The organism is Pseudomonas sp. nanlin1 (assembly GCF_045571515.1).
Lineage (GTDB): Bacteria > Pseudomonadota > Gammaproteobacteria > Pseudomonadales > Pseudomonadaceae > Aquipseudomonas.
The window spans coordinates 3,721,676-3,745,516 of record NZ_CP124218.1 but is presented as its reverse complement, the minus strand read 5'-3'; the positions used below and the strand labels follow the sequence as shown (position 1 = coordinate 3,745,516).

At 65.6% G+C, this 23,841-nt stretch carries 6 protein-coding genes and 1 pseudogene; 5 read left to right on the top strand and 2 right to left on the bottom strand.

The window, feature by feature from the left end:
• Positions 1 to 6: 6 nt before the first annotated feature.
• Positions 7 to 1,407 (top strand): aspartate aminotransferase family protein, encoded by a 1,401-nt coding sequence (locus tag QCL65_RS17290; RefSeq protein WP_407310834.1) that lies wholly within the window; start codon positions 7 to 9, stop codon positions 1,405 to 1,407.
• Between the two features lie 127 nt (positions 1,408 to 1,534).
• Here the strand turns inward: QCL65_RS17290 and QCL65_RS17285 are convergent, their stop codons facing one another.
• Complete coding sequence (locus QCL65_RS17285; RefSeq protein WP_407310832.1) at positions 1,535 to 2,341, bottom strand: RHS repeat-associated core domain-containing protein; 807 nt, start codon at positions 2,339 to 2,341, stop codon at positions 1,535 to 1,537.
• Positions 2,342 to 2,558: 217 nt separating this feature from the next.
• On the opposite strand from QCL65_RS17285, the pseudogene QCL65_RS17280 reads away from it, so the two are divergent.
• A pseudogene (locus tag QCL65_RS17280) lies at positions 2,559 to 2,738 on the top strand (diaminobutyrate--2-oxoglutarate transaminase); the annotation flags it as partial.
• 117 nt (positions 2,739 to 2,855) lie between these two features.
• Here the strand turns inward: QCL65_RS17280 and QCL65_RS17275 are convergent.
• Positions 2,856 to 3,521, bottom strand: coding sequence for an RHS repeat-associated core domain-containing protein (locus QCL65_RS17275; RefSeq protein ID WP_407310830.1), 666 nt, complete (start codon positions 3,519 to 3,521; stop codon positions 2,856 to 2,858).
• A gap of 344 nt (positions 3,522 to 3,865) precedes the next feature.
• On the opposite strand from QCL65_RS17275, the gene QCL65_RS17270 reads away from it, so the two are divergent.
• From QCL65_RS17270 to QCL65_RS17260, 3 genes are all read left to right on the top strand, one after another.
• Positions 3,866 to 4,843 (top strand): TauD/TfdA family dioxygenase, encoded by a 978-nt coding sequence (locus tag QCL65_RS17270; protein WP_407310828.1) that lies wholly within the window; start codon positions 3,866 to 3,868, stop codon positions 4,841 to 4,843.
• Between the two features lie 76 nt (positions 4,844 to 4,919).
• Positions 4,920 to 15,932, top strand: coding sequence for an amino acid adenylation domain-containing protein (locus tag QCL65_RS17265; RefSeq protein ID WP_407310826.1), 11,013 nt, complete (start codon positions 4,920 to 4,922; stop codon positions 15,930 to 15,932).
• A gap of 1 nt (position 15,933) precedes the next feature.
• Positions 15,934 to 23,832: an amino acid adenylation domain-containing protein gene (locus tag QCL65_RS17260; RefSeq protein WP_407310824.1), complete on the top strand. Its 7,899-nt coding sequence runs from the start codon at positions 15,934 to 15,936 to the stop codon at positions 23,830 to 23,832.
• The last annotated feature ends 9 nt before the right edge of the window (positions 23,833 to 23,841 follow it).

Sequence of the window (23,841 nt, the reverse complement as noted above, 5' to 3'; positions counted from 1 at the left end):
CTTCACATGGACGCAGCGCTAGCGCAAGTCGAAACCCTGGAGCAGGGGCCCCAGGCGACCCTTTATGAGTTCCACGACAACCCTATTCTGGCGCGCCAGAAGCAGCAGGAGTCCAACGCGCGCAGTTATCCGCGGCGCTTGCCCCTGGCGCTCAAGCGCGGGCGCGGGATTCACCTGGAAGATGTGGAAGGGCGTATTTTCATCGACTGCCTGGCCGGTGCCGGCACCTTGGCCCTGGGGCACAACCACCCGGTGGTGATCGAGGCGATCCGTCAGGTGCTCGACGACGAATTACCCTTGCACACCCTGGACCTCAGCACGCCGGTCAAAGACCGTTTTGTCCAGGACCTATTCGCCGTGTTGCCGCCGGCCTTTGCCCAACGGGCGAAAATCCAGTTCACCGGGCCGACCGGCACCGACGCCGTTGAAGCCGCGCTGAAACTGGTGCGCATGGCCACCGGCCGCAGCACCGTGCTGGCGTTCCATGGCGGCTACCATGGCATGAGCCAGGGCGCCCTGAGCCTGATGGGCAACCTTAAGGCGAAAACCCCTCTGGGCGCACTGCTCAGCAGCGGCGTGCAATTTATGCCGTTCCCCTACGATTACCGCTGCCCATTCGGCGTGGGTGGCGAGGCGGCGGTAGAGCTCAATCTGCGCTACCTGGCCAACCTGCTCAGCGACCCGGAAAGCGGCGTGCAACTGCCCGCCGCGTTGATCGTCGAAGTGGTGCAGGGCGAGGGCGGTGTGGTGCCTGCGGCGGACCGCTGGCTGCAAGGGGTACGGGAAATCACCGCGAAAGCCGGTGTCGCGCTGATCATCGATGAAATCCAGACCGGCTTTGGCCGCACGGGTAAGTTGTTCGCATTCGAGCACGCCGGGATCGTGCCCGATGTGGTGGTGTTGTCTAAAGCCATTGGCGGCAGCTTGCCGTTGGCGGTCATGGTCTACCAGGACTGGCTCGACACCTGGCAGCCCGGCGCCCACGCGGGCACCTTCCGGGGTAACCAGATGGCCATGGCCGCGGGCTCGGCGGTGATCCGCCATATCGACCAACACAACTTGGTGCAGCACGCCGCAGACGTCGGTGCGCGCCTGCGCCAACACCTGCTTGAATTACAGGCGCGTACCCCACAGATGGGCGATGTGCGCGGCCGTGGATTGATGCTCGGCGTGGAAATGGTCGACCCCCACGGCACCCCGGACGCCCTCGGCCATCCGCCGGCCAACGGCCCATTGGCGGCCAGTATCCAGCGCGAATGCCTCAAACGCGGGCTGATCCTCGAAGTCGGCGGCCGCCATGGCTGTGTCGTACGCTTTTTGCCGCCGCTGATTATCAGTGCTGACCAGGTGGATCAGGTGGCGGGGATATTCGCTCAGGCGGTGGGGGCGGCGGTGGGGCAGCGCTAAAAGAGCTGGGGGCAGGCTCGGTGGTCGAGCGCTACCTAGTCTGCGGCGCAACTCACAATTCGCGTTGCGCCCCATGCCCCAGCGGCGCAAGGTAATACGTGATAGGGCTAGAATAGTCATTGGCCGGTTAAAAGCGTGTATTGGAGATCCCTGTTCCACGAACGGCAACGTCGTACGCGGGTAGTTCTGTTATTTGGCGTAACTCTGCTCTTGCGAGTGCTTCTTCTTGTGCGACTAACTCAATGTACGTGGGAGGGCGGTCAGATACCACGCGTGCCGCACCCGCACCCGCAGCCCCCGCTTCCCCCTGAGCCCGCGTCGCACCCAGAGCCCGCGCCTCCCTCTGAGCCCGCGTCGCAATCGCGCTCCAAGCCTGCATCTCCCTATGAGCCCGCGCCACCATCGCGCGCTTCCTCGCCCAGATATAAGCTCTCATGCTTGCCCCCGTCATGGCCACGCCAACCGCCATTCCAGCAAAGCCCACAATCGCCATGGTGGTATTATCTATCGAGGCGCCGGCGATCATCACACCTGTCCCCGCGATGAAGGTCAACCCACCGATGGCGCTAGAGGCTAAGAATCCATTGGCTAGCAACCCAAACGGAAAGGCCCCTGTGGGGTCGCTTCGGTTAATAGGGTCGCCACCACAATAGGCGTAAGCATTCAACCCCCCGGCATCGAACGGGCTCAACCGATCGGGCGCACTAAACCTTCTCAAAACCGGGCTATAAGCTCGATGCCCATTGCCCAATAAATAAAGGCCATTGCCAAGCTCGCGCCGCTGGCCGTTAAAGCCTAACGGCGCCATGGCGGGCGCTGGCGTATCGCCATACGCGCTATAGGCCGAGGGGCGTTGCCCCGTTTGGTTAAAACGCTGCAAGACCGATTGCGCGCGGTCAACCGCTAGCAGCGTCGGGGCGCGGTGGGTTGGCATGGGCTAACTCCTTATGGGTTGTCTGTACCCAGTGTTTAGCAGGCACGCAATCGACGCTAGCTGGTCGTTATATCAGGGTGCAGCGCGCGGGTACTATCGAGGCTAAGCTCGGTCTGGTCGGGTGCGCTAGATCACGTGGCGTCTTACGCGCTGCGGCTTACCCCCTTTGTATGAACGTGGCGCAAACTCCGCGACTGATGCGGTGAGAGCATCGCCGGCCAACGGCCCATTGGCGGCCAGTATCCAGCGCGAATGCCTCAAACGCGGGCTGATCCTCGAAGTCGGCGGCCGCCATGGCTGTGTCGTACGCTTTTTGCCGCCGCTGATTATTAGTGCTGAACAGGTGGATCAGGTGGCGGGGATATTCGCTCAGGCGGCGGCGGTGGGGCAGCGCTAAAAGTGCTGGGGGGCAGGCCCTGTGGTCGACCGCTACCCAGCCTGCAGCGCAACCCACAATTCGCGCTGCGCGCCATGCCCCGGCGGCGCAGCGTAATACTTGCTAGGGCTAGAGTATTCATCGGACGGGTATAGATGTGTAGATCCCAGAATCACGAACGACAGAGGCGTGCAAGGGTGGTTCTATTGTTGCGATTAGCCCTTTTTCTGCGAGTGAATCTATGTACGAGAGGGAAACACCCGGTACCGCAGGCGCCGCACGCCCAGCCCGCTTCGCAGCCCAGCCAAAACCCTTCACGCTTGCCGTCGCCGTGACCAAGCCAGCAATCAATAGAGAAAGGCCGACAACCACCATGGTTTGATTATCGCTCCCGACGACCATCACAACTGGCCCCGCGAGGGAGGCCAAGGCACCGATGCCGAATAAGGCTTTGAACCCAGTGGCTAACAATGCAAACGGAAAGGCCCCCGTGGGGTCGCTTAGGTTAATAGGGTCGCCATCACAATAGGCATAAGCATTCAACTCATCGAACGGGCTCAACCGATCTGGCGCGCAAAACCGCCTTAACCTAGTGCTATAAGCCCGGTTTCCATTGCCCAGTAAATAAAGGCCATTCTTAGGCTCGCGCCGTTGGCCGTTAAAGCCTAGCGGCGCCATGGCAGGAGCGGGCGTATCGCCATACGCGCTATACGCCGAGGAGCGCTGCCCCACCTGGTTAAAACGCTGCAAGACCGATTGCGCGAGGTCAACGGCGAGCAGCGTGGAAACGCCGTGGGTGGGCATGGGCTGACTCCTGACAGGTTGTCTGTGCCCCCGAGTGTCTTGCAGGCACGCAATCGACGCTAGCTGGTCGTTATATCAGGGTGCAGAGCGGGCATAGTATTGGGGCAACGGGCTGAATGCCGAGTGGCGTGGCTGAGGATCAAGAGCTCGGGGGCAAGGCCCCCTCCTACGGTCGGGGGTATGTTTGATATTGGGGGTGCCGCGATCGGGTAGGAGAGGGCTTGCCCTCGATCCCTTGCCTCAACCCTGCTGGCGGCTAATTTCCACCCTGAGTCATCCGTCCAACCGGGTAATACAGCGCCCTGCCCAAGGGGGCTGCACACCCCACAGGGAGCCAAACATTCATGAGTGAAACACTGGAGATTCTTGCCCTACCAATGGCCGGGCAAACCGGCCTGTTGCCGTTGCTGGTGCAGGCGCCAGCGCCGGGCATCGATTTGCTCGAGGTGTTCGACAGCCTGCAGGGCTTGGTGGAACAGCACCTGGCCCAGTGTGGGGGGTTGTTATTTCGTGGCTTCGAGGTGGCCGGGGTCGAAGCGTTCCGCGAGTTCGCCGGCTCGTTCGGCCACCCCTTGCTTAACTACGAATTCGGCTCAACCCCCCGCAGCAACGTCACCCAGGGCGTCTACACCTCCACCGAGTACCCGGCGCACCAGAGTATCCCCCTCCACAACGAACAGGCCTACACCCTCGATTGGCCGATGAAAATCTGGTTCTACAGCGTGCTCACCGCCCAAAGCGGCGGGCAGACGCCGATTGCCGACAGCCGCGAGATTTACCGCCGGGTGCCCGCGCGGATCCGCCAGCGTTTTATCGACAAAGGCCTGATGTACGTGCGCAATTACGGCAACGGTTTAGATGTGTCGTGGGAGCAGGTGTTCAACACCGAGCAGCGCCAGGTCGCTGAAGCCTATTGCCGCGCCCACGCCATCGAGTGGGAGTGGAAGGACGACGGCGAACTGCGCACGCGCCAGCGCTGCCAGGCGGTGGCACGGCACCCGCAAACCGGTGCTGATGTGTGGTTCAACCAGGCGCACCTGTTTCATATCTCCAACCTGCCGGCCGAGGTGCGCGAGACCTTGTTGGACATCGTCGAACCCGAAGACTTACCGCGCAATGTCTACTACGGCGACGGCAGCCCCATCGAAGACAGCCTGCTGGACGAAGTGCGCGGCGTACTCGACCAGTGCTCTGTGAGTTTTCTCTGGGAGCGCAACGATGTACTGATGCTCGACAACATGCTCACCGCCCACGCCCGCGCGCCTTTTAGCGGCCCGCGCAAAGTGGTGGTGGCCATGGCCGAGGGCTATTCGGCGCGCTAAATCGGCCTGCCAGCCGTACGTCCTTAGGTAAACGCTCAGGCCCCCGGGCCGCTGCCGATCACTAAGGACACCCCGCATGAACGCCGAAGACGCACTGAAACTCGCCAGCCGTTTCATCCTGCTCCCCCTGGAGAAACGTCGTTTGTTTCTGCAGGGCCTGCAGGCTGAGGGTGTCGATTTTTCACTGCTGCCGATTCCGTCGGCGGTAGCCAGCGACCAACGTAACGGGCTGTCCTATGCGCAGCGGCGCATGTGGTTTCTCTGGCAGCTCGACCCCCTCAGCGCTGCCTACAACCTGCCCCTGGCGGTGCGCCTTGAGGGCCCGCTGAACCTGAAGGCGTTGCAGCAGGCCTTTGACCAGTTAGTGGCGCGCCACGAAACCTTGCGCACCCACTTCCACGAAGGCCCCGACGCGGTCGAGCAAGTGGTCAGCGAGCCTGCCGCGGTGCGCATCGAGCGCATCGACCTCAGCGGCCTGGCGGCCGATGCCCAAGCCGAGCGCAGCGGTGCATTGATCGAAGAAAACGCCCTGGCAGCGTTCGACTTGGCGGTCGGGCCCTTGCTTAGGGTGCGTCTGCTGCACCTGGGGCCCGAGCAGCATGCGTTGAGCCTGGTCCTGCACCACAGCGTTGCTGATGGCTGGTCGTTGAACTTGCTTATCGGCGAATTCATGGCGTTTTATGAAGGCGCTTGCGCCGGGCGCGAGGTGGGGCTGGCGCCCTTGCCCATTCAATATCGTGACTACGGGCTGTGGCAGCGCAGTTGGCTGGAAGCGGGCGAGCAGGTCCGGCAGTTGGCCTATTGGCGCGCCCAGCTGGGTGACGATCACGCACCGCTGCAATTGCCGGCGGACCACCCGCGGCCGCTGCAACCCAACTATGTTGGCGAGCGCCTGGAAGTGCCCATCGACGCGGCGTTGGCCCAGGGCTTGCGCGAGCTGGCCAGGGCACACAATGTCAGCCTGTTCACCGTACTGTTGGCGGCGTTCAAAGTCCTGCTGTGGCGTTATAGCGGGCGCCAGACGATCCGGGTCGGGGTGCCCATCGGCAACCGTCATCGTGGCGAAGTCGAAGGGCTGATTGGTTGCTTTATCAACACCCAGGTCCTGCACAGCAGTCTGGACCCGCTGGCCGACGTCGCCCAGCTGTTGCAGCAGTTGAAACGCACCGCCCTGGATGCGCAAAGCCATCAGGACCTGCCTTTCGAACAATTGGTCGAAGCCCTCGACCTGGACCGTAGCCTGAGCCACAGCCCAGTGTTCCAGGTGATGTTCAACCACCAGGCCGACGTCACCGACGCCGCTCAGTTGCGCAGCCAGACCGGGCTGAGCATCGCCTCCCTGGCACGGCAAAGCCGTATTGCCCAATTCGACCTGACCCTGGACACCCACGAACAAGGCGGCCAGTTGTACGGCGCCTTCACCTACGCCACCCAACTGTTCGCCGCGCCGACCATCGAGCGCCTGGCGGGGCACTGGCTGAACCTGCTACAGGCCTTTGTCGATCAGCCCAGCGCGCGCCTGGCGGATTTGCCGATGTGCGACCAAGCGCAACGCCAGCAGCTGCTCGTCGACTGGAACCGCACCCAGCTCGATGTGCCCGCCAGCCTGGCCATGCCGCACTTATTCGAAGCCCAGGTCGCGCGTAACCCCAATGCCGTGGCGCTGGTGTTCGCCGGGCAGACCCTGAGCTATGGCGAACTCAACCACCGGGCTAACCAGTTGGCCTGGTACTTGCGCGAACGCGCGGTGGGCCCGGAAGTGTTGGTGGGCATCGCTCTGCCGCGTGGCACCGCCATGTTGGTGGCCTTGCTGGCCGTGCTCAAGGCCGGTGGCGCTTACGTGCCGCTGGACCCCGAATTCCCCGCCGAGCGCCTGGCTTACATGCTCGAAGACTGCGCCGCACCCTTGCTGCTGGGCCACCAGGCGACCTTGGCGCAGCTAACGCTGCCCCGTGGCACCGCCTGTGTGAGCCTGGACCATGCCGCCCTCGACCTGAGCAGCTACCCTACGGATAACCCGCCGGTGTCAGCCAGCGCCGAGCACCTGGCGTATGTCATCTACACCTCTGGTTCCACCGGCCGGCCCAAGGGCGTTGCGGTGCGCCATGCTGGTTTGAACAACTTCCTTGCCAGCATGGCCGAAGCGCCCGGGCTGCGCGCCGGCGACCGTATGCTGGCGCTGACCTCGCTGTCGTTCGATATCGCTGGGTTGGAGCTGTACTTGCCGCTGCTCTGTGGCGCCCGTGTGGTGCTGGTGCCGGGCGGCGACCATCGCGACCCGCAGGCCCTGCTCGAGTTGATCGAGGCCGCCGAGGTCAATGTGATCCAGGCGACCCCGTCCAGTTGGCGCATGCTGCTGGAGCAGGCGCCGGCCGGCACATTCCAGGGCAAAACCCTGCTGTGCGGTGGCGAAGCCTTGCCCGCCGACCTGGCGCACGACCTGGTGGAGCAGGGCGGCAGCTTGTGGAACCTCTACGGGCCGACCGAAACCACCATCTGGTCGGCCATTCAGGCACTGCCTGCGGGCACCCCGGTGGCCTTGGGGCGGCCGATCGGCAACACCGCGATTTACATCGCCGACGGCTACGGCCAACCGGCGGCCGTGGGCGTCGCCGGGGAATTGCTGATTGCCGGGGCTGGCCTGGCGCGCGGTTATTTGAACCGCCCCGGGCTGACCGCCGAACGCTTCCTCCCTGACCCCTTCGCCGCGCAGCCAGGGGCGCGCCTGTACCGCAGTGGCGACCTGGCTCGGTTCGATGCGCGAGGGCAGATCAGCTATGTCGGCCGGATCGACCAGCAAGTGAAGATTCGGGGTTTTCGCATCGAGTTGGGCGAAATCGAAGCCGCCCTCGCTGCCCACGCCGCCGTCCGCCAGGCCGTGGTGGTGGACGTGCAAGGGCCTGCAGGAGCGCAATTGCTGGCGTACGTGGTGCCGGCCGAGCTGGCGTTGCTGGCGCAGGCTGAGGAAGCCCCGCGCAATAGCCTGCGAGAGGCTTTGCGGGCCCATTTGCAGGCGCAATTGCCGGATTACATGGTGCCCAGCCAGGTGGTTCTACTTGAACGGCTGCCGCTGACGCCCAATGGCAAGCTCGACCGCAAGGCGCTGCCCCAGGTTAGCCCAAGCCGGGACCCGCGCCACTATCGGCCACCGGTCGGTGAGCTGGAGTGCGCCGTGGCCGCTATTTGGGCGCAGGTGCTGAAGGTCGAGCGGGTGGGCTTGGACGACAACTTCTTCGAGCTGGGCGGGCATTCGTTGCTGGCCACCCAGGTGATTTCCCGGGTGCGTCAGCAGTTGCACCTGGAACTGCCGCTGCGCAGCCTGTTCGCCGCCCGTGACCTTGGCAGTTTTATCGCCGCTGCCCGTTCGGGCAGCGCCAGCCAGGCCCCGGCCTTGCTACCCCAGCCGCGCGGCGAACGCTTTGCCTTGTCTTACGCACAGCAGCGCCAGTGGGTGCTGTGGCAGATGCAGCCGCTCAGTGCGGCTTACAACATTGCCCAGGCCTTGCGCGTGCGCGGGCCGCTGGATCTGCCGGCGCTGCAAGCCAGTGTCGATGCCATGCTCGAACGTCACGAAAGCTTGCGCACCACCTTCGAACAGCCGGCCGAGCAGCCGTTGCAGCAGGTACACGCGGCGCTGGCGGTACCCATCGAGGTCGAGGCGTTGGCGGCCGGCGCAGGCCAGGACGAACGCCTGCGCGCCTGGGTCAACCGCCAGGTCGAGCGCCCGTTCGATCTTCAGCAGGGGCCGCTGGTGCGCGTGGCCCTGTTGCAGGTGGCTGCAGACGAACAGGTACTGGTGCTGACCCTGCACCACATCATTGCCGACGGTTGGTCGCTGCCGATCATCGTCGAAGAGTTAAGCCAGGGCTATGCCGCCTTTAGCCAGGGCCTGGCCCTGCAGCGGCCGGCGCTGGCGATCCAATACGGTGATTATGCGTTGTGGCAGCGCCAGTGGATGGAAGCGGGTGAGCGGCAACGCCAACTCGACTACTGGCAGGCACAGTTGGGCGGTGAACAACCGCTGCTGCAATTGCCCACCGACCGGCCCCGGCCGATGCTGCGCAGTGCCCGCGGCGGGCAATTGAAGTTCGAACTGCCGGGTGCTCTGAGCAGCGCTTTGCACGACTTGGCCCGGCGCCAGGGCGTAACCCTATTCGTGCTGCTGCTGGCCTCGTTCGCCAGCCTGTTGCAGCGCTACAGTGGCCAACGCGACATCCGCCTCGGCGTGCCGGTGGCCAACCGTAATCGCCTGGAAACCGAAGGCCTGATCGGCTTCTTCGTCAACACGCAGGTGCTCAAGGCCGATTTCACCCAGGTCGAGACGTTCGCCCAGTTGCTGCAACAACAGCAGCACACGGCGCTAGAGGCCCAGGCCCATCAAGACCTGCCGTTCGAGCAATTGGTCGAGGCGCTGGCGCCGGTGCGTCACCTCAACCATACGCCGTTGTTCCAGGCCCTTTATAACCACCACGCCCAGGGCGCTAACGCGCTGGCGCCGGTGCCAGGGCTGAGCCTTACGCCCCAGGCCTGGGACGCCAGCCATACCCAGTTCGACCTCAGCCTGGAAACCCTAGAGCAGGCCGGCGGCTTGAGCGCTAGCCTGAGCTACGCCACCGACCTGTTCGACCCCGCCACCATCGAACGCCTGGCCGGGCACTGGCGTAATCTGCTGCACAGTGTCGTCGCCAACCCCGAGCAACGCCTCACCGAACTGCCCCTGCTGGCCAGCGCCGAGCGCGCGCAGATCGTCCAGGGCTGGAACGCCACCGCTGCGGATTTCCCTAACCTTTGCCTGCACCAACTGATCGAGCAGCAAGCCCGCGCCACCCCTGAGCGCACCGCCTTAATGTTCGGCGAGCGCAGCCTCACTTACCAGGCCCTCAACGCCCAGGCCAACCGCTTGGCGCACAAGCTGCGCGAGCAGGGCGTAGGCCCGGAAAGCCTGGTGGGCGTGGCCCTGAACCGCAGCATCGAGCTGGTGGTGGGCCTGCTGGCGGTGCTCAAAGCCGGTGCCGCCTACGTGCCGCTGGACCCGGATTACCCGCGCGAACGGCTGGCCTATCTGTTTGCCGACAGCGGCGTGCAATGGCTGTTGACCGAACAGGCGCTGCTGGCTGAATTGCCGACCCCCGCGGCGCTACAAACCCTGTGCCTGGACCAGCCTGAAGGTTGGCTGGCGGCCTACAGCGAGGCTGACCTGGCGTGCCTGAGCAGCCCGCTGAACCTGGCCTATATGATCTACACCTCCGGCTCCACCGGCCGCCCGAAAGGCGCCGGCAACAGCCATCAAGCGTTGGTCAACCGCCTGCACTGGATGCAAAAAGCCTACGCCCTGGACGGCAGCGACACGGTGCTGCAAAAGACCCCCTTCAGCTTTGACGTGTCGGTCTGGGAGTTTTTCTGGCCGCTGCTCAGCGGCGCCCGCCTGGCCATCGCCCAACCGGGCGAACACCGCGACCCGCAGCGCCTGGTCGAGAGCATCCAGCGCTACGCCGTGACCACGCTGCATTTCGTGCCCTCGATGCTGCAAGCCTTTGTCGGCCATGCTGAGAGCGCCACTTGCCAGGGCCTGCGCCGCATCGTTTGCAGCGGCGAAGCGCTGTCCGCCGAGCTGGCCCAACAAGCCCAGGCGCAATGGCCCGCCACGGCGCTGTACAACCTGTACGGCCCCACTGAAGCGGCCATCGACGTCACCCATTGGACCTGCCAGGCGCAAGAACGCATCAGCGTGCCCATCGGCCGGCCCATCGACAACCTCAAAACCCACGTGCTCGACGCCGAGCTACAGGTGGCCGCGCCCGGCTGCAACGGCGAACTGTACCTGGGCGGCATCGGCCTGGCGCGCGGTTACCACCGGCGCGCGGCGCTGACCGCCGAACGCTTCGTGCCGGACCCTTTTGCCAGCCATGGCGGGCGCCTGTACCGCAGTGGTGATTTAGCCCGTTATCGCGGCGAGGGCGTACTGGAATACGCCGGGCGCCTGGACCACCAAGTGAAAATCCGTGGCCTGCGCATCGAGCTGGGTGAAATCGAAGCCGGGCTGCTGGAACACGCCGAGGTGCGTGAAGCAGTGGTGCTGGACATCGACGGCCCGGCCGGCAAGCAACTGGTGGGCTACTGGGTGGGCGGCGCCGACAGCGCCAGCCTCAAGGCGCACCTGCAACAGCGCCTGCCGGACTACATGGTGCCCAGCCATCTGCTCAACCTGGCCAGCCTGCCGGTGACCGCCAACGGCAAACTCGACCGCAAAGCGCTGCCGCTGCCGGATGCCCGCGACGCCCAGGCCGAGTACGTGGCGCCCGGTAGCGAAGTGGAGCAGCAACTGGCGGCGATTTGGGCCGATGTGCTGAAGCTGGAGCGGGTAGGGCGGCACGATAACTTCTTCGAATTGGGCGGCGACTCCATTGTCTCGATTCAAGTGGTCAGCCGCGCCCGCCAAGTCGGTTTGGCCCTGGCGCCGAAAGACTTGTTCGAACACCAGACCGTGGCCCGCTTGGCCTCGGTGGCCGGGGTCGGGCCGCAGCGCGCAGTCGACCAGCGGCCCGTTCAGGGCGTACTACGGCCGACACCCATTCAGCAGCACTTCTTCAGCCAGGCCATACCCCAACGCAACCACTGGAACCAGTCATTGCTGGTGCAGCCGCACAATCCGCTCGACCCCAAGCTACTGCAACAGGCCCTGGACCTGCTCTGCGCCCACCACGATGCCCTGCGCCTGGCGTTCCGTGAAGTCGATGGCCAGTGGCAAGGGAGTTTCCAGGCCCAGGCCCCCGCCTGTAGCCTGTGGCACCAGCGCGCCGCCGACGCCCGTGAACTCGCCGATTTGACCGCTAGCGCCCAGGCCAGCCTTGACCTAGGCGCGGGGCGCCTGCTGCGGGCGTTGTTGGTCGACCTCGCCGATGGCAGCCAGCGTTTGTTGCTGGTGATCCATCACTTGGCGGTGGATGGCGTGTCTTGGCGCATCCTCTTGGACGACTTGCAGGCGGCTTACCGAGCCTTGGCCCAGGGCTTGGCGCCGCGCCTGCCGAGCCGCACCGATTCGTTCCAGGCGTGGTCCCAGCAGTTGCACGACTACGCTCAACAACCGGCGTTGCGCGCCGAGCTCGACTACTGGCAGCAGCACCTCAGGGGTGCACCGACCGCCTGGCCCCTGGATCTGCCCGACGGTGCGCGCCAGGCCCGCCACACCGCGCAGGTCCGCACCTGCCTCGACCGCAGCAGCACGCAACGCTTGCTGCAACAGGCCCCGCAGGCCTACCGCACGCAGATCAACGACCTGTTGCTGACCGCCGTGACGCGCACCCTGTGCCACTGGAGCGGGCAGGGCTCGGTGTTGTTGCGCCTGGAAGGGCATGGCCGTGAAGAATTGGGCGGCGAACTCGACCTGACTCGCACCGTGGGCTGGTTCACCAGCCTGTACCCGGTGCATCTGCACAACCAGAACGACCTCGCCAGCACCCTCAAGGGAGTCAAGGAACAACTGCGCGGCGTGCCCGGCAAAGGCCTTGGCTACGGCGTGCTGCGCTACCTGGGCGAACCCGAGTGGCGGCAGCGCCTGGCCGCCATGCCTGAGGGCGAGATCGTGTTCAACTACCTGGGCCAGTTCGACCCAGGGTTGGCCAGCGCTGATCCGCTGTTCCAACCCCTGGGCGATGGCGGCGCCGCCACCCTGGACGCCGATGCACCGCTGGACCTGCTCAGCATTAACGGCCAGGTGTACGCCGGCGAGCTGCAACTGAGCTGGGTGTTCAGCGACCAGGTGCTTTACCCCGAGACGGTGCAGGCCCTGGCCGATGCCTGCGGCCGTGAGCTGCAGGCGTTGATCGAGCATTGCTGCGCGCCAGGCAATGGCGGTTGTACGCCATCGGATTTCCCCCTGGCCCCGCTCGACCAGGCGCAGTTGGACGCCTTGCCGGTGGCGCCGGGCAAGCTCGACGACCTCTACCCGTTGGCCCCAATGCAGCAGGGCCTGCTGTTCCATTCACGCTACGCCCAGTCGGGTGCGGCCTACGTGAACCAGTTGCGCGCCAGCGTCGGCGGCCTCGACGTGGCACGCTTCCAAGCCGCCTGGCAAAGCGTGGTGGACCATCACGAGGTACTGCGGGCGAACTTTATCGACACCGAGGCTGGCGCGATGCAGCTGATCCGGCGGCGCATGACGTTGCCGTTCGAGCTGCTCGACTGGCGCCAGCAGGACCAGGCGGACGCTGCTCTGGCTGCCTGGGCCGCCGCCGACCGCGAGCGCGGTTTCGACCTGGCGGGCGAGCCGCTGCTGCGCGTCACCCTGATGCGCTTGGCCGCTGACCGCCACGAACTGATCTACACCTGCCACCACATCCTGCTGGACGGCTGGAGCAATACCCAACTGCTCGGGCAAGTACTGCAAGCCTATGCCGGGCAAGCGTTGCCGCCACGGCGCGGCGCCTACCGCGATTACATCGCTTGGCTGCAATGCCAGGATGTGCAGCAAGACCAGGCCTTCTGGGCCGAGCAACTGGCGCTGCTGGAACAGCCGACGCGCTTGGCCCAGGCCCTCAAGCCCGAGGGGCAAGCGCAGGGCCACGGCCATGGCGATCACTACCAGCGCTTGAGCGCCACGCAGACCGCGCGCCTGACCGAGTTCGCCCGCAGCCAGCGGGTCACTGTCAACTCGCTGGTGCAGGCGGCCTGGCTGCTGCTGTTGCAACGCTACACCGGCCAACGCGGCGTGGCGTTCGGCGCAACGGTGGCGGGGCGCCCGGCGCAGTTGCCGCACATCGAGGGGCAATTAGGCCTATTTATCAACACCCTGCCGGTGGCCGCCGCGCCTTCGCCGCAGCAACCCGTGGCGCAGTGGGTGCAGCAGGTGCAAGGGCAAAACCTGCGCTTGCGTGAGCATGAGCACAGCCCGCTGGCGGATATCCAGGGCTGGGCAGGGCACAACGCCGAAGCCTTGTTCGACACCTTACTGGTGTTCGAGAACTACCCCATTGCTGCCGCTTTGCAAGAGGGTGCTGAGCATGGCCTGGTGTTCAGCGAGATCCAGCAGCAAGAGCAAACGCACCTGCCTTTGACCCTGTCGGTGACCCTCGGCGAGACCCTGGCGGTGCACTACAGCTTCGACCGCGAGCACTTTCAGGCCAGCACCGTGGAGCGCTTGGCTGAGCACTTTGCGCAGTTGTTGCTGGCCATGGCGGCGGCGCCCCAGGCCGCCATCGGTGAATTGCCGATGCTCGCCAGCGAGGAGCGCCAATGGCTGCTGCATGATGTTTGCCCAGCCCCGCTGGCGCAGGCGCAACTGAGCCTCAAGCAATGGTTCGAGGCCCAGGCCGGAAAAACCCCCGAGGCGCTGGCGGTGATCCACGGCCAGCAAGAGGTGAGCTATGCCAGCCTCAACCGCCGCGCTAATCAGTTGGCCCGGCGCCTGCGTGAATTAGGCGTGGGCCCGGATGTGCAAGTGGGCATCGCCCTGGCCCGCAATGTCGAACTGGTGGTGGGCCTGCTGGCCGTGCTCAAAGCCGGCGGCGCCTACGTGCCGTTGGACCCGGCGTACCCGCGTGAACGCCTGGCTTACATGCTCAACGACAGCCAAGCGGCCTTGCTGCTGAGCCACAGTGACCTGCTCGAACGCCTGCCCGAGACCCTCAATTGCACGCCGCTGCTGCTCGACCAATTCGATTTCGCCGCCTACCCCGACGACAACCTGGCTTGCGTCGGTGGCCCGGCGAACCTGGCCTACACCATCTACACCTCAGGCTCCACCGGAGCGCCCAAGGGGGTGCTGATCGAGCAACGCAACGCCAGCGCGCTGATCACGTGGGCGCGCACCTGCTACAGCCGCGACGACCTCTGCGGGGTGCTGGCTTCGACCTCGATTTGCTTCGATCTCTCGGTGTGGGAATTGTTTGTCACCCTGAGCTGCGGTGGCTACGTGATCTTGGCCGACAACGCCCTGCAACTGCCGGAATTACCCGCCCGGGGGCGCGTGCGGCTGATCAACAGCGTGCCGTCGGCGGTCAAGGCACTCTGCGACGCCGGGCAGTTGCCGGAGTCGCTGCGCATCGTCAACCTGGCCGGTGAGCCTTTGCCCCAGGCGTTGGTGGAGCGCTTGTACCAGCACGGCGCGGTGCAGCACGTCTACGACCTGTATGGACCTTCGGAGGACACCACCTATTCCACCTGGGCCCGGCGTGAGCCTGGCGGCCAGGCCACCATCGGGCGCCCATTGCCCAACAGTGCGGCTTATCTGTTGGGCCTGGACGGCCAGTTAGTGCCGGCCCGCTGCACCGGCGAGCTGTATCTGGCCGGGGCTGGGCTCAGCCGCGGGTATCTGGGCCGCCCAGGCCTGACCGCCGAGAAATTCCTTCCCGACCCGTTCGCCGCCAGCGGCGGTGGGCGCTTGTATCGTACCGGCGACCTGGCGCGCTACCGCGCCGAGGGTGCACTGGAATACGTCGGGCGCAGCGATCACCAGGTGAAGATCCGCGGCTACCGAGTCGAGCCAGGAGAAATCGAGGCCTGCCTGCAGCTCGACGACCGTGTCGCCGAAGCCCGCGTGCTGGCCATCGACGGCGTGGCCGGCAAGCAATTGGTGGCCTACCTGGTGCCCCGCGACGCCGCCTTGGTCGACGCCCCAGCCAGCGCCCAGGCGGCCTGGTGCGCTGGGTTACGCGAAGCGCTGCGCGAACGCCTGGCCGAGTACCTGGTGCCGAGCCACGTGGTAGTGCTGCAGCGCATGCCGCTGACGCCCAACGGCAAGCTCGACCGCCAAGCCTTGCCACTGCCCGACGGCCACCGCCACGGCCCAGCCTACCGTGCCCCGCAAACCGACCTGCAAACGCAACTGGCGCAAGTCTGGGCGCAAGTGCTCAAGGTGGAGCGGGTGGGCCTGGACGACAACTTCTTTGAATTGGGTGGGCAGTCGCTGTTGGCGGCCCTGGCCATTTCCCGCATCAATTCCCGCCTCGGCATCGACCTGCCGTTGCGCCAACTGTTTGAGAGGCCCCAGTTGAACGACTTTGCCCTGGCCGTAGAAGAAAGCGGCTTGTCCCTGAGTGATGACGGCTTGTCCGACATCGAAAAAATGATCAACGACATGGCGCAGGCTTGATATGGAAAACACCCCAGCCCAGCGTATCGCCCGCCGGTTCGTCAGCCTCGACCGCGAGCAGCGGCGGCAGATCCTCGACAAAATGAGCGCCAGCGGCCAGAGCTTCCGCTTGCTGCCGATCGTCAATGCGCGCCCGCAAGATGGCCGCATTCCGCTGTCGTACGCCCAGCAACGCCTGTTGTTTCTCTGGCAGATGGCGCCGGACAGCGCTTTCTATAACGTGCCCATGGCCGTGCGCCTGCGCGGGGCCATCGATGAAGCCGCGTTAGACGCCGCCTTGCAGCAACTGGTGCTGCGCCATGAAACCCTGCGCACGCGCTTCGTGGCCGAGGACGGGCAGTATTACCAAGTGATAGACACTGCTTCGCCCGTGCGCCTGGAATCCGTCGAGGTGCCCGACGCCAGTCCCGATACCCTGCAAACCCTGGTCGGGCAAGCCTTGGGCGAGCCCTTCGATTTGCTCAAGGGGCCCTTGCTGCGGGTGCGCTTGCTGCGCCTGGGCAGCGAAGAGGCGCTATTGACAGTGTGCATGCACCATATCGTTTCCGACGGTTGGTCGAGCAAGTTGATGGTCAGCGAGTTCGTCCAACTCTATGCCGCCCAGGCCAGCGGCGTGCCGGCAGCGTTGCCAGCGTTGCCGATCCAATATGCAGACTACGCGGTATGGCAACGCAGCTGGCTAGAAGCGGGTGAAGACCAGCGCCAGTTGGCCTACTGGAGCGAGCGCCTGGGGCATGAGCCACACGCTTTGCAACTGCCCCTGGACCACCCGCGCCCGGCGCAGCCGAGCTACCGCGGCGCCAGTGTGGCCTGCGAGTTGCCTGCGCAATTGGCCGAGGCGTTGCGAGCCCTGGCCCGGCGCGAAGGCTGCACTCTGTTTATGTTGATGCTGACGGCCCTGGCGGTGGTGCTGGCACGGCACAGCGGCCAGGCCGACATCCGCGTCGGCGCGCCCAATGCCGGGCGTAACCGCGAGGAGCTGGAAGGGCTGATTGGCTTCTTTATCAACACCCAGGTGCTGCGCGTTGAGGTGGATGAGTTAGCCAGCGTCGGCCAGTTGCTGGCTCAGGTTAAAGAAACGGTGGCCGGCGCCCAGGCCCACCAAGACCTGCCGTTCGAGCACCTGGTCGATGCCCTGGCACCCGAGCGCGACCTCAGCCGCAACCCGCTGTTTCAAGTCAAGATCAACCAGAACGTGGCCGATGAGGTGGCGGGCAGTTACCAAGGGCAGGGCCTGGGGGCGCTGGCGGTGGAGGCTTACCCCATCGATACGGCCGACGCCCGCTTCGACCTGGCGCTGGATTTTACCGACCATGGCAACGCCATCGAAGCCGTGTTTAGCTATGCCACCGACCTGTTCGAAGCACCGACCATCCAGCGTATCGCCCAGGCCTTGCGTGACGTTTTGCAGGGCCTGCCAACGGCCCTCGGTGAGCCACTGCAACGGCTGGCGCCCAGCGTGGCCGCCCGCACCGCAACGGTGGAGGCTGATTTTCCCTGCCACGATGCCTTGGCCTTGTGGCAACAGGGCCTGCGCCTGGCGGGCCCGGCCCCGGCTTTGCGCGGGCCCACCTTGGCTGCGGGCGAGCAGTCGCTCGACTACCCAGGCCTGGAGCGCCAGGCCAACCGTTTAGCCCACTACCTGCAAGGGCGGGTACGCCCAGGGCAAGTGGTCGCGCTGTGCCTGCCGCGCTCCATCGAGTGGGTGGTCGGCCTGCTGGCGACCTTGAAAATCGGTGCCGTTTACCTGCCCCTCGACCCCAGCCAACCCAGCGAGCGGCTGGCGCAAATCGTCGCGGACAGCCAAGCCGCCTTGCTCCTTCACAGCCCTGAACAAAGCCTCGGCAGCCTCGCTGATAGCCCGCAGTGCCTGGCCTGGAACGAAGCGCTGTGGGCCGCTGGCAGCGAGCAAGCACTGCGCGTGACCCTGTATCCGCAGCAGCCGGCGTACATCATTTATACCTCGGGCTCCACGGGCCAACCCAAAGGCGTAAGCGTCAGCCACCAGGCCCTGGCCAACTACACCCAAGCCTTGCTCGACCGCGTGCAGCTGCCCGCCGACGCCAGCCTGGCGCTGGTGTCCACCACGGCGGCTGACTTGGGCCACACCGTGCTGTTCGGCGCATTGGCCAGCGGCCGTTTGCTGCATCTGCTGCCCCAGGCTCTGGCCTTTGACCCGGACCAGTTCGCGGCCTATATGGCTGAACACCGCGTGGGCGTGTTGAAGATTGTGCCCAGCCACTTGCAGGGCTTGTTGCAGGCCGCCGACCGCGCCGCCGTGGTGCCCCACGCCGTATTGCTGCTGGGCGGGGAAAGCTGCCCGTGGGGCTTGGTGGAACAGGTCCGCGCCCTGCAACCAGCTTGCCGGGTATTCAACCACTACGGCCCGACCGAAACCACGGTCGGGCTGCTCACCCACGAAGTCGGCGAACGCCTGCCTGGGTGCCTCAGCGCGCCAGTGGGCGAGCCTTTGGCCAACACCTGGGTACGGCTGTTGGACGACAGCCTGAACCCGGTCAGCGAGCGTGTCGCCGGCCAGTTGTACCTGGGTGGCGCCGGAGTTGCCCTGGGCTATGTGGGCCAGCCGGCGCTCACCGCCGAGCGTTTCGTGCCCGACCCTGAAGCTCGCCAGGGGGAGCGGCTGTACCGCAGCGGCGACCGTGGGCGGATCAGCCAGGGCCAGGTGGAGTTCATTGGCCGGGCGGATGACCAGGTGAAAATTCGCGGTTATCGCGTCGAGCCTGCGGAGGTCAGCCAGGCCCTGGGGGCGCTGGACGGGGTGCGCGAGGCGGTGGTGTTGGCCGTGCCCCTGGACAGCGACCCGCAGCGTCTGCAACTGCTGGGCTATTGCGTGGCGGCGCCGGGCATCAGTGCCCAGGCCTTGCTGGAGGCGCTTGCGCGACGTTTGCCGGAGCACGCGCTGCCGGCTCACCTCCTGCTGTTGGAGCGCCTGCCCCTGACCGCCAACGGCAAGCTCGACCGCCGTGCCTTGCCGTTGCCCGGTGCTGTGGCAGCGGGCTATGAGGCGCCCCAGGGCGAGATCGAAAGCCAGCTCGCAGCGATTTGGGCCGATGTGCTTAAAGTCGAGCGGGTAGGGCGCAGCGACAACTTCTTCGAACTGGGCGGCGATTCGATTCTCAGCTTGCAGATCATTGCCCGGGCCAAGCGCCAGGGCCTGAAACTGTCGCCTAAACAACTCTTCGAAAAACAAAGCATCGAGCAGTTGGCTGCCGTGGTCCAGGTCATCCAGGCCAAGGCCCCGGCAGCGCCGGCCGACGCAGCCAGCGTGCGGGTGCCGCTGTTACCGATCCAGGCGCGCTTTTTCGAGCTGGATATACCCCAGCGCAACCACTGGAACCAGGCCGTGCTGCTGACGCCGCGTCAGCCCCTGAGCGAGGCCTACCTGACGACGGCCCTGGCGGCAGTGATCGAGCAGCACAGCGCTTTGCGTTTGCGTTTCCAGCCCAGCTCGCCGTGGCACGCCGAGTGCGTAGCGGCCGCCAGCCTGCCGTTGTGGCGGCGCGCGCTGGCCAGCCTGGACGAGCTGCCTGAACTGGCCCTGGCCGCCCAGCGCAGCCTGGACTTGGAGCAAGGCCCGCTGCTGCGTGCAGTGTGGGTGGATTTGGCCGATGGCCAACACCGGTTGTTATTGGTGATCCACCACCTGGTGGTGGATGGGGTGTCCTGGCGCGTGCTGCTGGAGGACCTGCAACTGGCCTGTCAGCAGGCCATGGCGGGGCAGGCGGTGCAATTGCCGGGGCAAACCACCCCGGTTCATACCTGGGCCGAGCGCCTGCAAACCTATGCCAGCAGTGCCCCGTTGGCCGCTGAGCTGGATTACTGGCGCACCACCCTGGCCACCGCCAGCCCGGATCTGCCGCGCGACCGCGCAGTGCTTTCGCTCGCCCAGGCCGAGGCCGGCCACGCCAGCACCCAACTGGGCCGCGAGCACACCGAACAACTGCTTAAAGCGGCGCCAGCGGCTTATCGCACCCAGGTCAACGACCTTTTGCTGACCGCCCTGGCCCGGGTGCTGTGCCAGTGGAGCCAGCAGCCGTCGGTGCTGATCCAACTGGAAGGGCATGGCCGTGAAGACCTGTTCGACGACCTCGACCTGAGCCGTACCGTAGGTTGGTTCAGCAGCTTGTTCCCGGTCTGCCTGCGGCCGGCCAGCGGCCTGGGTGAGTCGATCAAGGCGATCAAGGAGCAACTGCGCCAGGCGCCCAATAAAGGCCTCGGCTATGGCGTGCTGCGTTACCTGGGCGACAGCGCGGTGCGCGCTGAGCTGGCCGCGTTGCCCAGCCCGCGGATCACCTTCAATTACCTTGGCCAGTTCGATACGCTCGATGCCCCGCTGTTCAGCATCGCGACCCAGGGCACCGGGCCCAGTCAAAGTGAAGAGGCGCCGCTGGCCAACTGGCTAAGCGTCAACGGCCAGGTGCACGAGGGCCAATTGCGCCTGGAGTGGACCTACAGCCGCGCCATGTACGACCCCGCGACCATCGACAGCCTGGCCCAGGCGTATCAGCAGGCTTTGCTTGAGCTGCTGCAGCACTGCGCCCAGCCGCAGCACCGCGGCGTGTCCCCGTCGGACTTTCCCCTGGCCGGGCTCGATCAGGCGCAGCTCGACAGCCTCGCCGACAGCAGCACCTTCGCCGACCTCTACCCGCTGTCGCCCATGCAGCAAGGCATGCTGTTCCACAGCCTCGACAGCCGCCAGCCGGGGGATTACATCAACCAGATGCGGGTGGATATCCAGGGCCTGGAGGTTGAGCGTTTCCGCGCTGCCTGGCAGGCGGTGCTGGATCGCCATGAGGTGCTTCGCGCCAGCTTTATCACGGGCCTAGCGCAACCGTTGCAAGCCATTGCCCGGCAACTGCCGGTGCCCCTGGAGGTGCTCGACTGGCGCCAGCGCGGTCATTGCAGCGAGGCGCTCAGCGCGCGCGCCCTGGACGAACGCAACAGCGGCTTCGATGTGCGCCGCGGGCCGCTGCTGCGTTTGCTGCTGGTACGCACCGGTGAGCAGGCCTGGCACCTGATTTACACCGCTCACCATATTCTGATGGACGGCTGGAGCAACTCGCGTTTGTTCGGCGAGGTGCTGCAACGCTACGCCGGGCAGGTGCCGGCCACCGCCGGTGGGCGTTATCGCGACTACATCGGCTGGTTACAACGCCAGGACAGTAGCGTCAGCCAGGCCTTCTGGACCCGCCAACTGGCTGCCCTCAGCGAGCCGACCCGCTTGGCCTTGGCCTTGCCAAAGCCGGTCGAGGCCGCCGTGGCCAGCGGCCATGGGGATTTGCACCAGGCGTTCAGCCAAGCCCAGAGCGCCCGTCTGGAAGCCTTCGCGCGGGCCTCCCGGGTGACCCTCAACACCCTGCTGCAAGCCGCCTGGGTGTTGCTGTTGCAGCGTTACAGCGGCCAGGCGCAAGTGACCTTCGGTGCCACCGTGGCGGGCCGACCAGCAGAACTGGCGGGGGTCGAGGAGCAACTGGGGCTGTTTATCAATACCTTGCCGATCAGCCTCGCGCCGCGCCCCGAGCAACCCGTGCAGGCGTTGCTGCAAGAAGTTCAGGCGCACAATCTGGCCCTGCGCGAGCATGAGCATACCCCGCTGTATGACATCCAGCGTTGGGTCGGGCGGCCTGGGGAGGCACTGTTCGACAGCCTGTTGGTGTTCGAAAACTACCCGGTCGCCCAGGCTCTGCAAGAGGCCGCGCCGGCCGGCCTGCTGTTCAGCCATATCAGCTACCACGACCAGACCAACTACCCGCTGACCCTGGTGATCAGCCAGGAGGGCAGCCTGGCCGTGCACTATCGCTACGACCGGCGCCACTGGCAGGAAGCGGCGATCGCCCAGGTCGCCGGCCACTTCGCCAACCTGCTGGAGGCCTTGGCCGACGACGCCAATGCGTGTGTCGGCCGGTTGCCGCTGCACCACCCTGGCGAATTGCAGCGCAGCCTGGACGACTGGAATCCGGCGCGGCAAACCTTCAGCCGTGGGCCCGGTTTGCCTGCGCTGATCGAGGCGCAGGTGGCCCGTACGCCCCATGCCACGGCAGTACGGCTGGGTGACCAGCGGCTCAGCTACGCCCAGCTCAATGTGCGCGCCAATCGCCTGGCCCATCGCTTACGCGAACAGGGTGTCGGCCCGGAGGTGCGCGTGGGGCTCGCGGTCGAGCGCAGCCTGGACATGCTGGTGGGGTTGTTGGCGATTCTCAAGGCCGGTGGTGCCTACGTGCCCATGGACCCGGACTACCCCAGCGAACGCCTGGCTTATTTGCTGCAAGACAGCGGCAGCCGCCTACTGTTGACCCAGGCCCATCTGTTGCAGCGTTTGCCGGTTCCGGCGCACATGACGTGCCTATGCCTGGACCGGCTGCCAGAGGAGCTGGCGAGCTACCCCGACAGCAACCCCGAGCCCCTGGGCGACGGGCGCAATTTGGCCTATGTGATCTACACCTCGGGCTCTACCGGGCAACCCAAGGGCACCTTGGTGCCCCAGGAAAACGTCGTGCGACTGTTCCAGGCCAGCGCCACACACCTGCGCTTTGGCCCCGACGATGTCTGGACGCTGTTCCACTCCTATGCGTTCGACTTTTCCGTCTGGGAAATCTTCGGCGCGTTGCTCCATGGCGGCCAGTTGCTGATCGTGCCCCATGACGTGAGCCGTTCGCCTGAAGCCTTTTATGCCTTGCTGGCCCAGCAGCGGGTGACCGTGCTGAACCAGACGCCCTCGGCGTTTCGGCAACTGATGCGGGTGGCCTGTGCGGCGCCGCAGGAGGGTGCCGGGCTTGCGCTGCGCTACGTTATTTTTGGCGGTGAAGCACTGGAAGTGGCCAGCTTGCGGCCCTGGTTCGAACGCTTCGGCGATCGCGCCCCACGCTTGATCAACATGTACGGCATTACCGAGACCACGGTGCACGTCACCTACCGCGCGTTGTCCCAGGAGGACCTGGCGTCGCACCACGCCAGCCCCATTGGCCAGGCTTTGGCGGACATGACCTGGTACGTTCTGGACGGCGCGGGCAACCCGGTGCCCCGTGGCTGCTGCGGTGAGTTGTACATCGGCCAGGCCGGCCTGGCTCGCGGTTATCATCAGCGCGCCGGGCTGAGCGCCGAACGCTTTGTCCCGGATCCTTTTGCCAGCACCCCAGGGGCGCGGCTGTACCGCACCGGCGACCTGGTGCGCTACGTCGGGCCAGGTGCTATCGACTATGTGGGGCGCATTGACCAGCAAGTGAAAATCCGTGGCTTTCGCATCGAACTGGGGGAAATCCAGGCGCTGCTGCAACGCCACGCGGGCGTACGCGAGGCGGTCGTGGTGGCGGCGGACGGGGTCGGTGGCCAGCAACTACTGGCCTACCTGGTGCCGGTCGAGCCATCGCTGATTGCCGCCGAGGCGGCCCAGCAGGCGCGCCTGCGCGACGAACTCAAGGCCTGGCTGAAAGCGCAGTTGCCCGACTATATGGTGCCTGCGCAATGGCTGTTGTTGCCCGAGTTGCCGCTGACGGCCAATGGCAAACTCGACCGCAAGGCCCTGCCAGCCCCCTGGCAGGCCGTGCAAAACGCCTACGAAGCGCCCCGTGGCGCTCTGGAAGAACAGCTCGCGGCGATCTGGCGTGAGGTCTTGCAGGTGCCGCAAGTGGGGCGCGGCGATCACTTCTTCGACCTGGGTGGGCATTCCCTGCTGGTCATGCAAACGCTGGTGCGGGTGCGGGAACAGTGTGCGGTGGAAATGGCTATCAGTGACCTGTTCGAAGCCCCGGTGTTGGGCGACTTCTGCCAGCGGGTGCTGGCCGCCCAGCAGCATAAACCCTCACTGGCCATGGATCTGGCTAAATCCTTGGGGGCCCTTAAACGTCTGTCTGATGAGGATATTGATGAGCTGATTTCTTAGTGAGGGTTC

Excerpts from the sequence above, each read along its gene's own strand:
- QCL65_RS17290 (WP_407310834.1), top strand. The coding sequence starts at position 7 with ATGGACGCAGCGCTAGCGCAAGTCGAAACCCTGGAGCAGGGGCCCCAG.
- QCL65_RS17265 (WP_407310826.1), top strand. The coding sequence starts at position 4,920 with ATGAACGCCGAAGACGCACTGAAACTCGCCAGCCGTTTCATCCTGCTC.
- QCL65_RS17260 (WP_407310824.1), top strand. The coding sequence starts at position 15,934 with ATGGAAAACACCCCAGCCCAGCGTATCGCCCGCCGGTTCGTCAGCCTC.
- QCL65_RS17285 (WP_407310832.1), bottom strand. The coding sequence starts at position 2,341 with ATGCCAACCCACCGCGCCCCGACGCTGCTAGCGGTTGACCGCGCGCAA.
- QCL65_RS17270 (WP_407310828.1), top strand. The coding sequence starts at position 3,866 with ATGAGTGAAACACTGGAGATTCTTGCCCTACCAATGGCCGGGCAAACC.
- QCL65_RS17275 (WP_407310830.1), bottom strand. The coding sequence starts at position 3,521 with ATGCCCACCCACGGCGTTTCCACGCTGCTCGCCGTTGACCTCGCGCAA.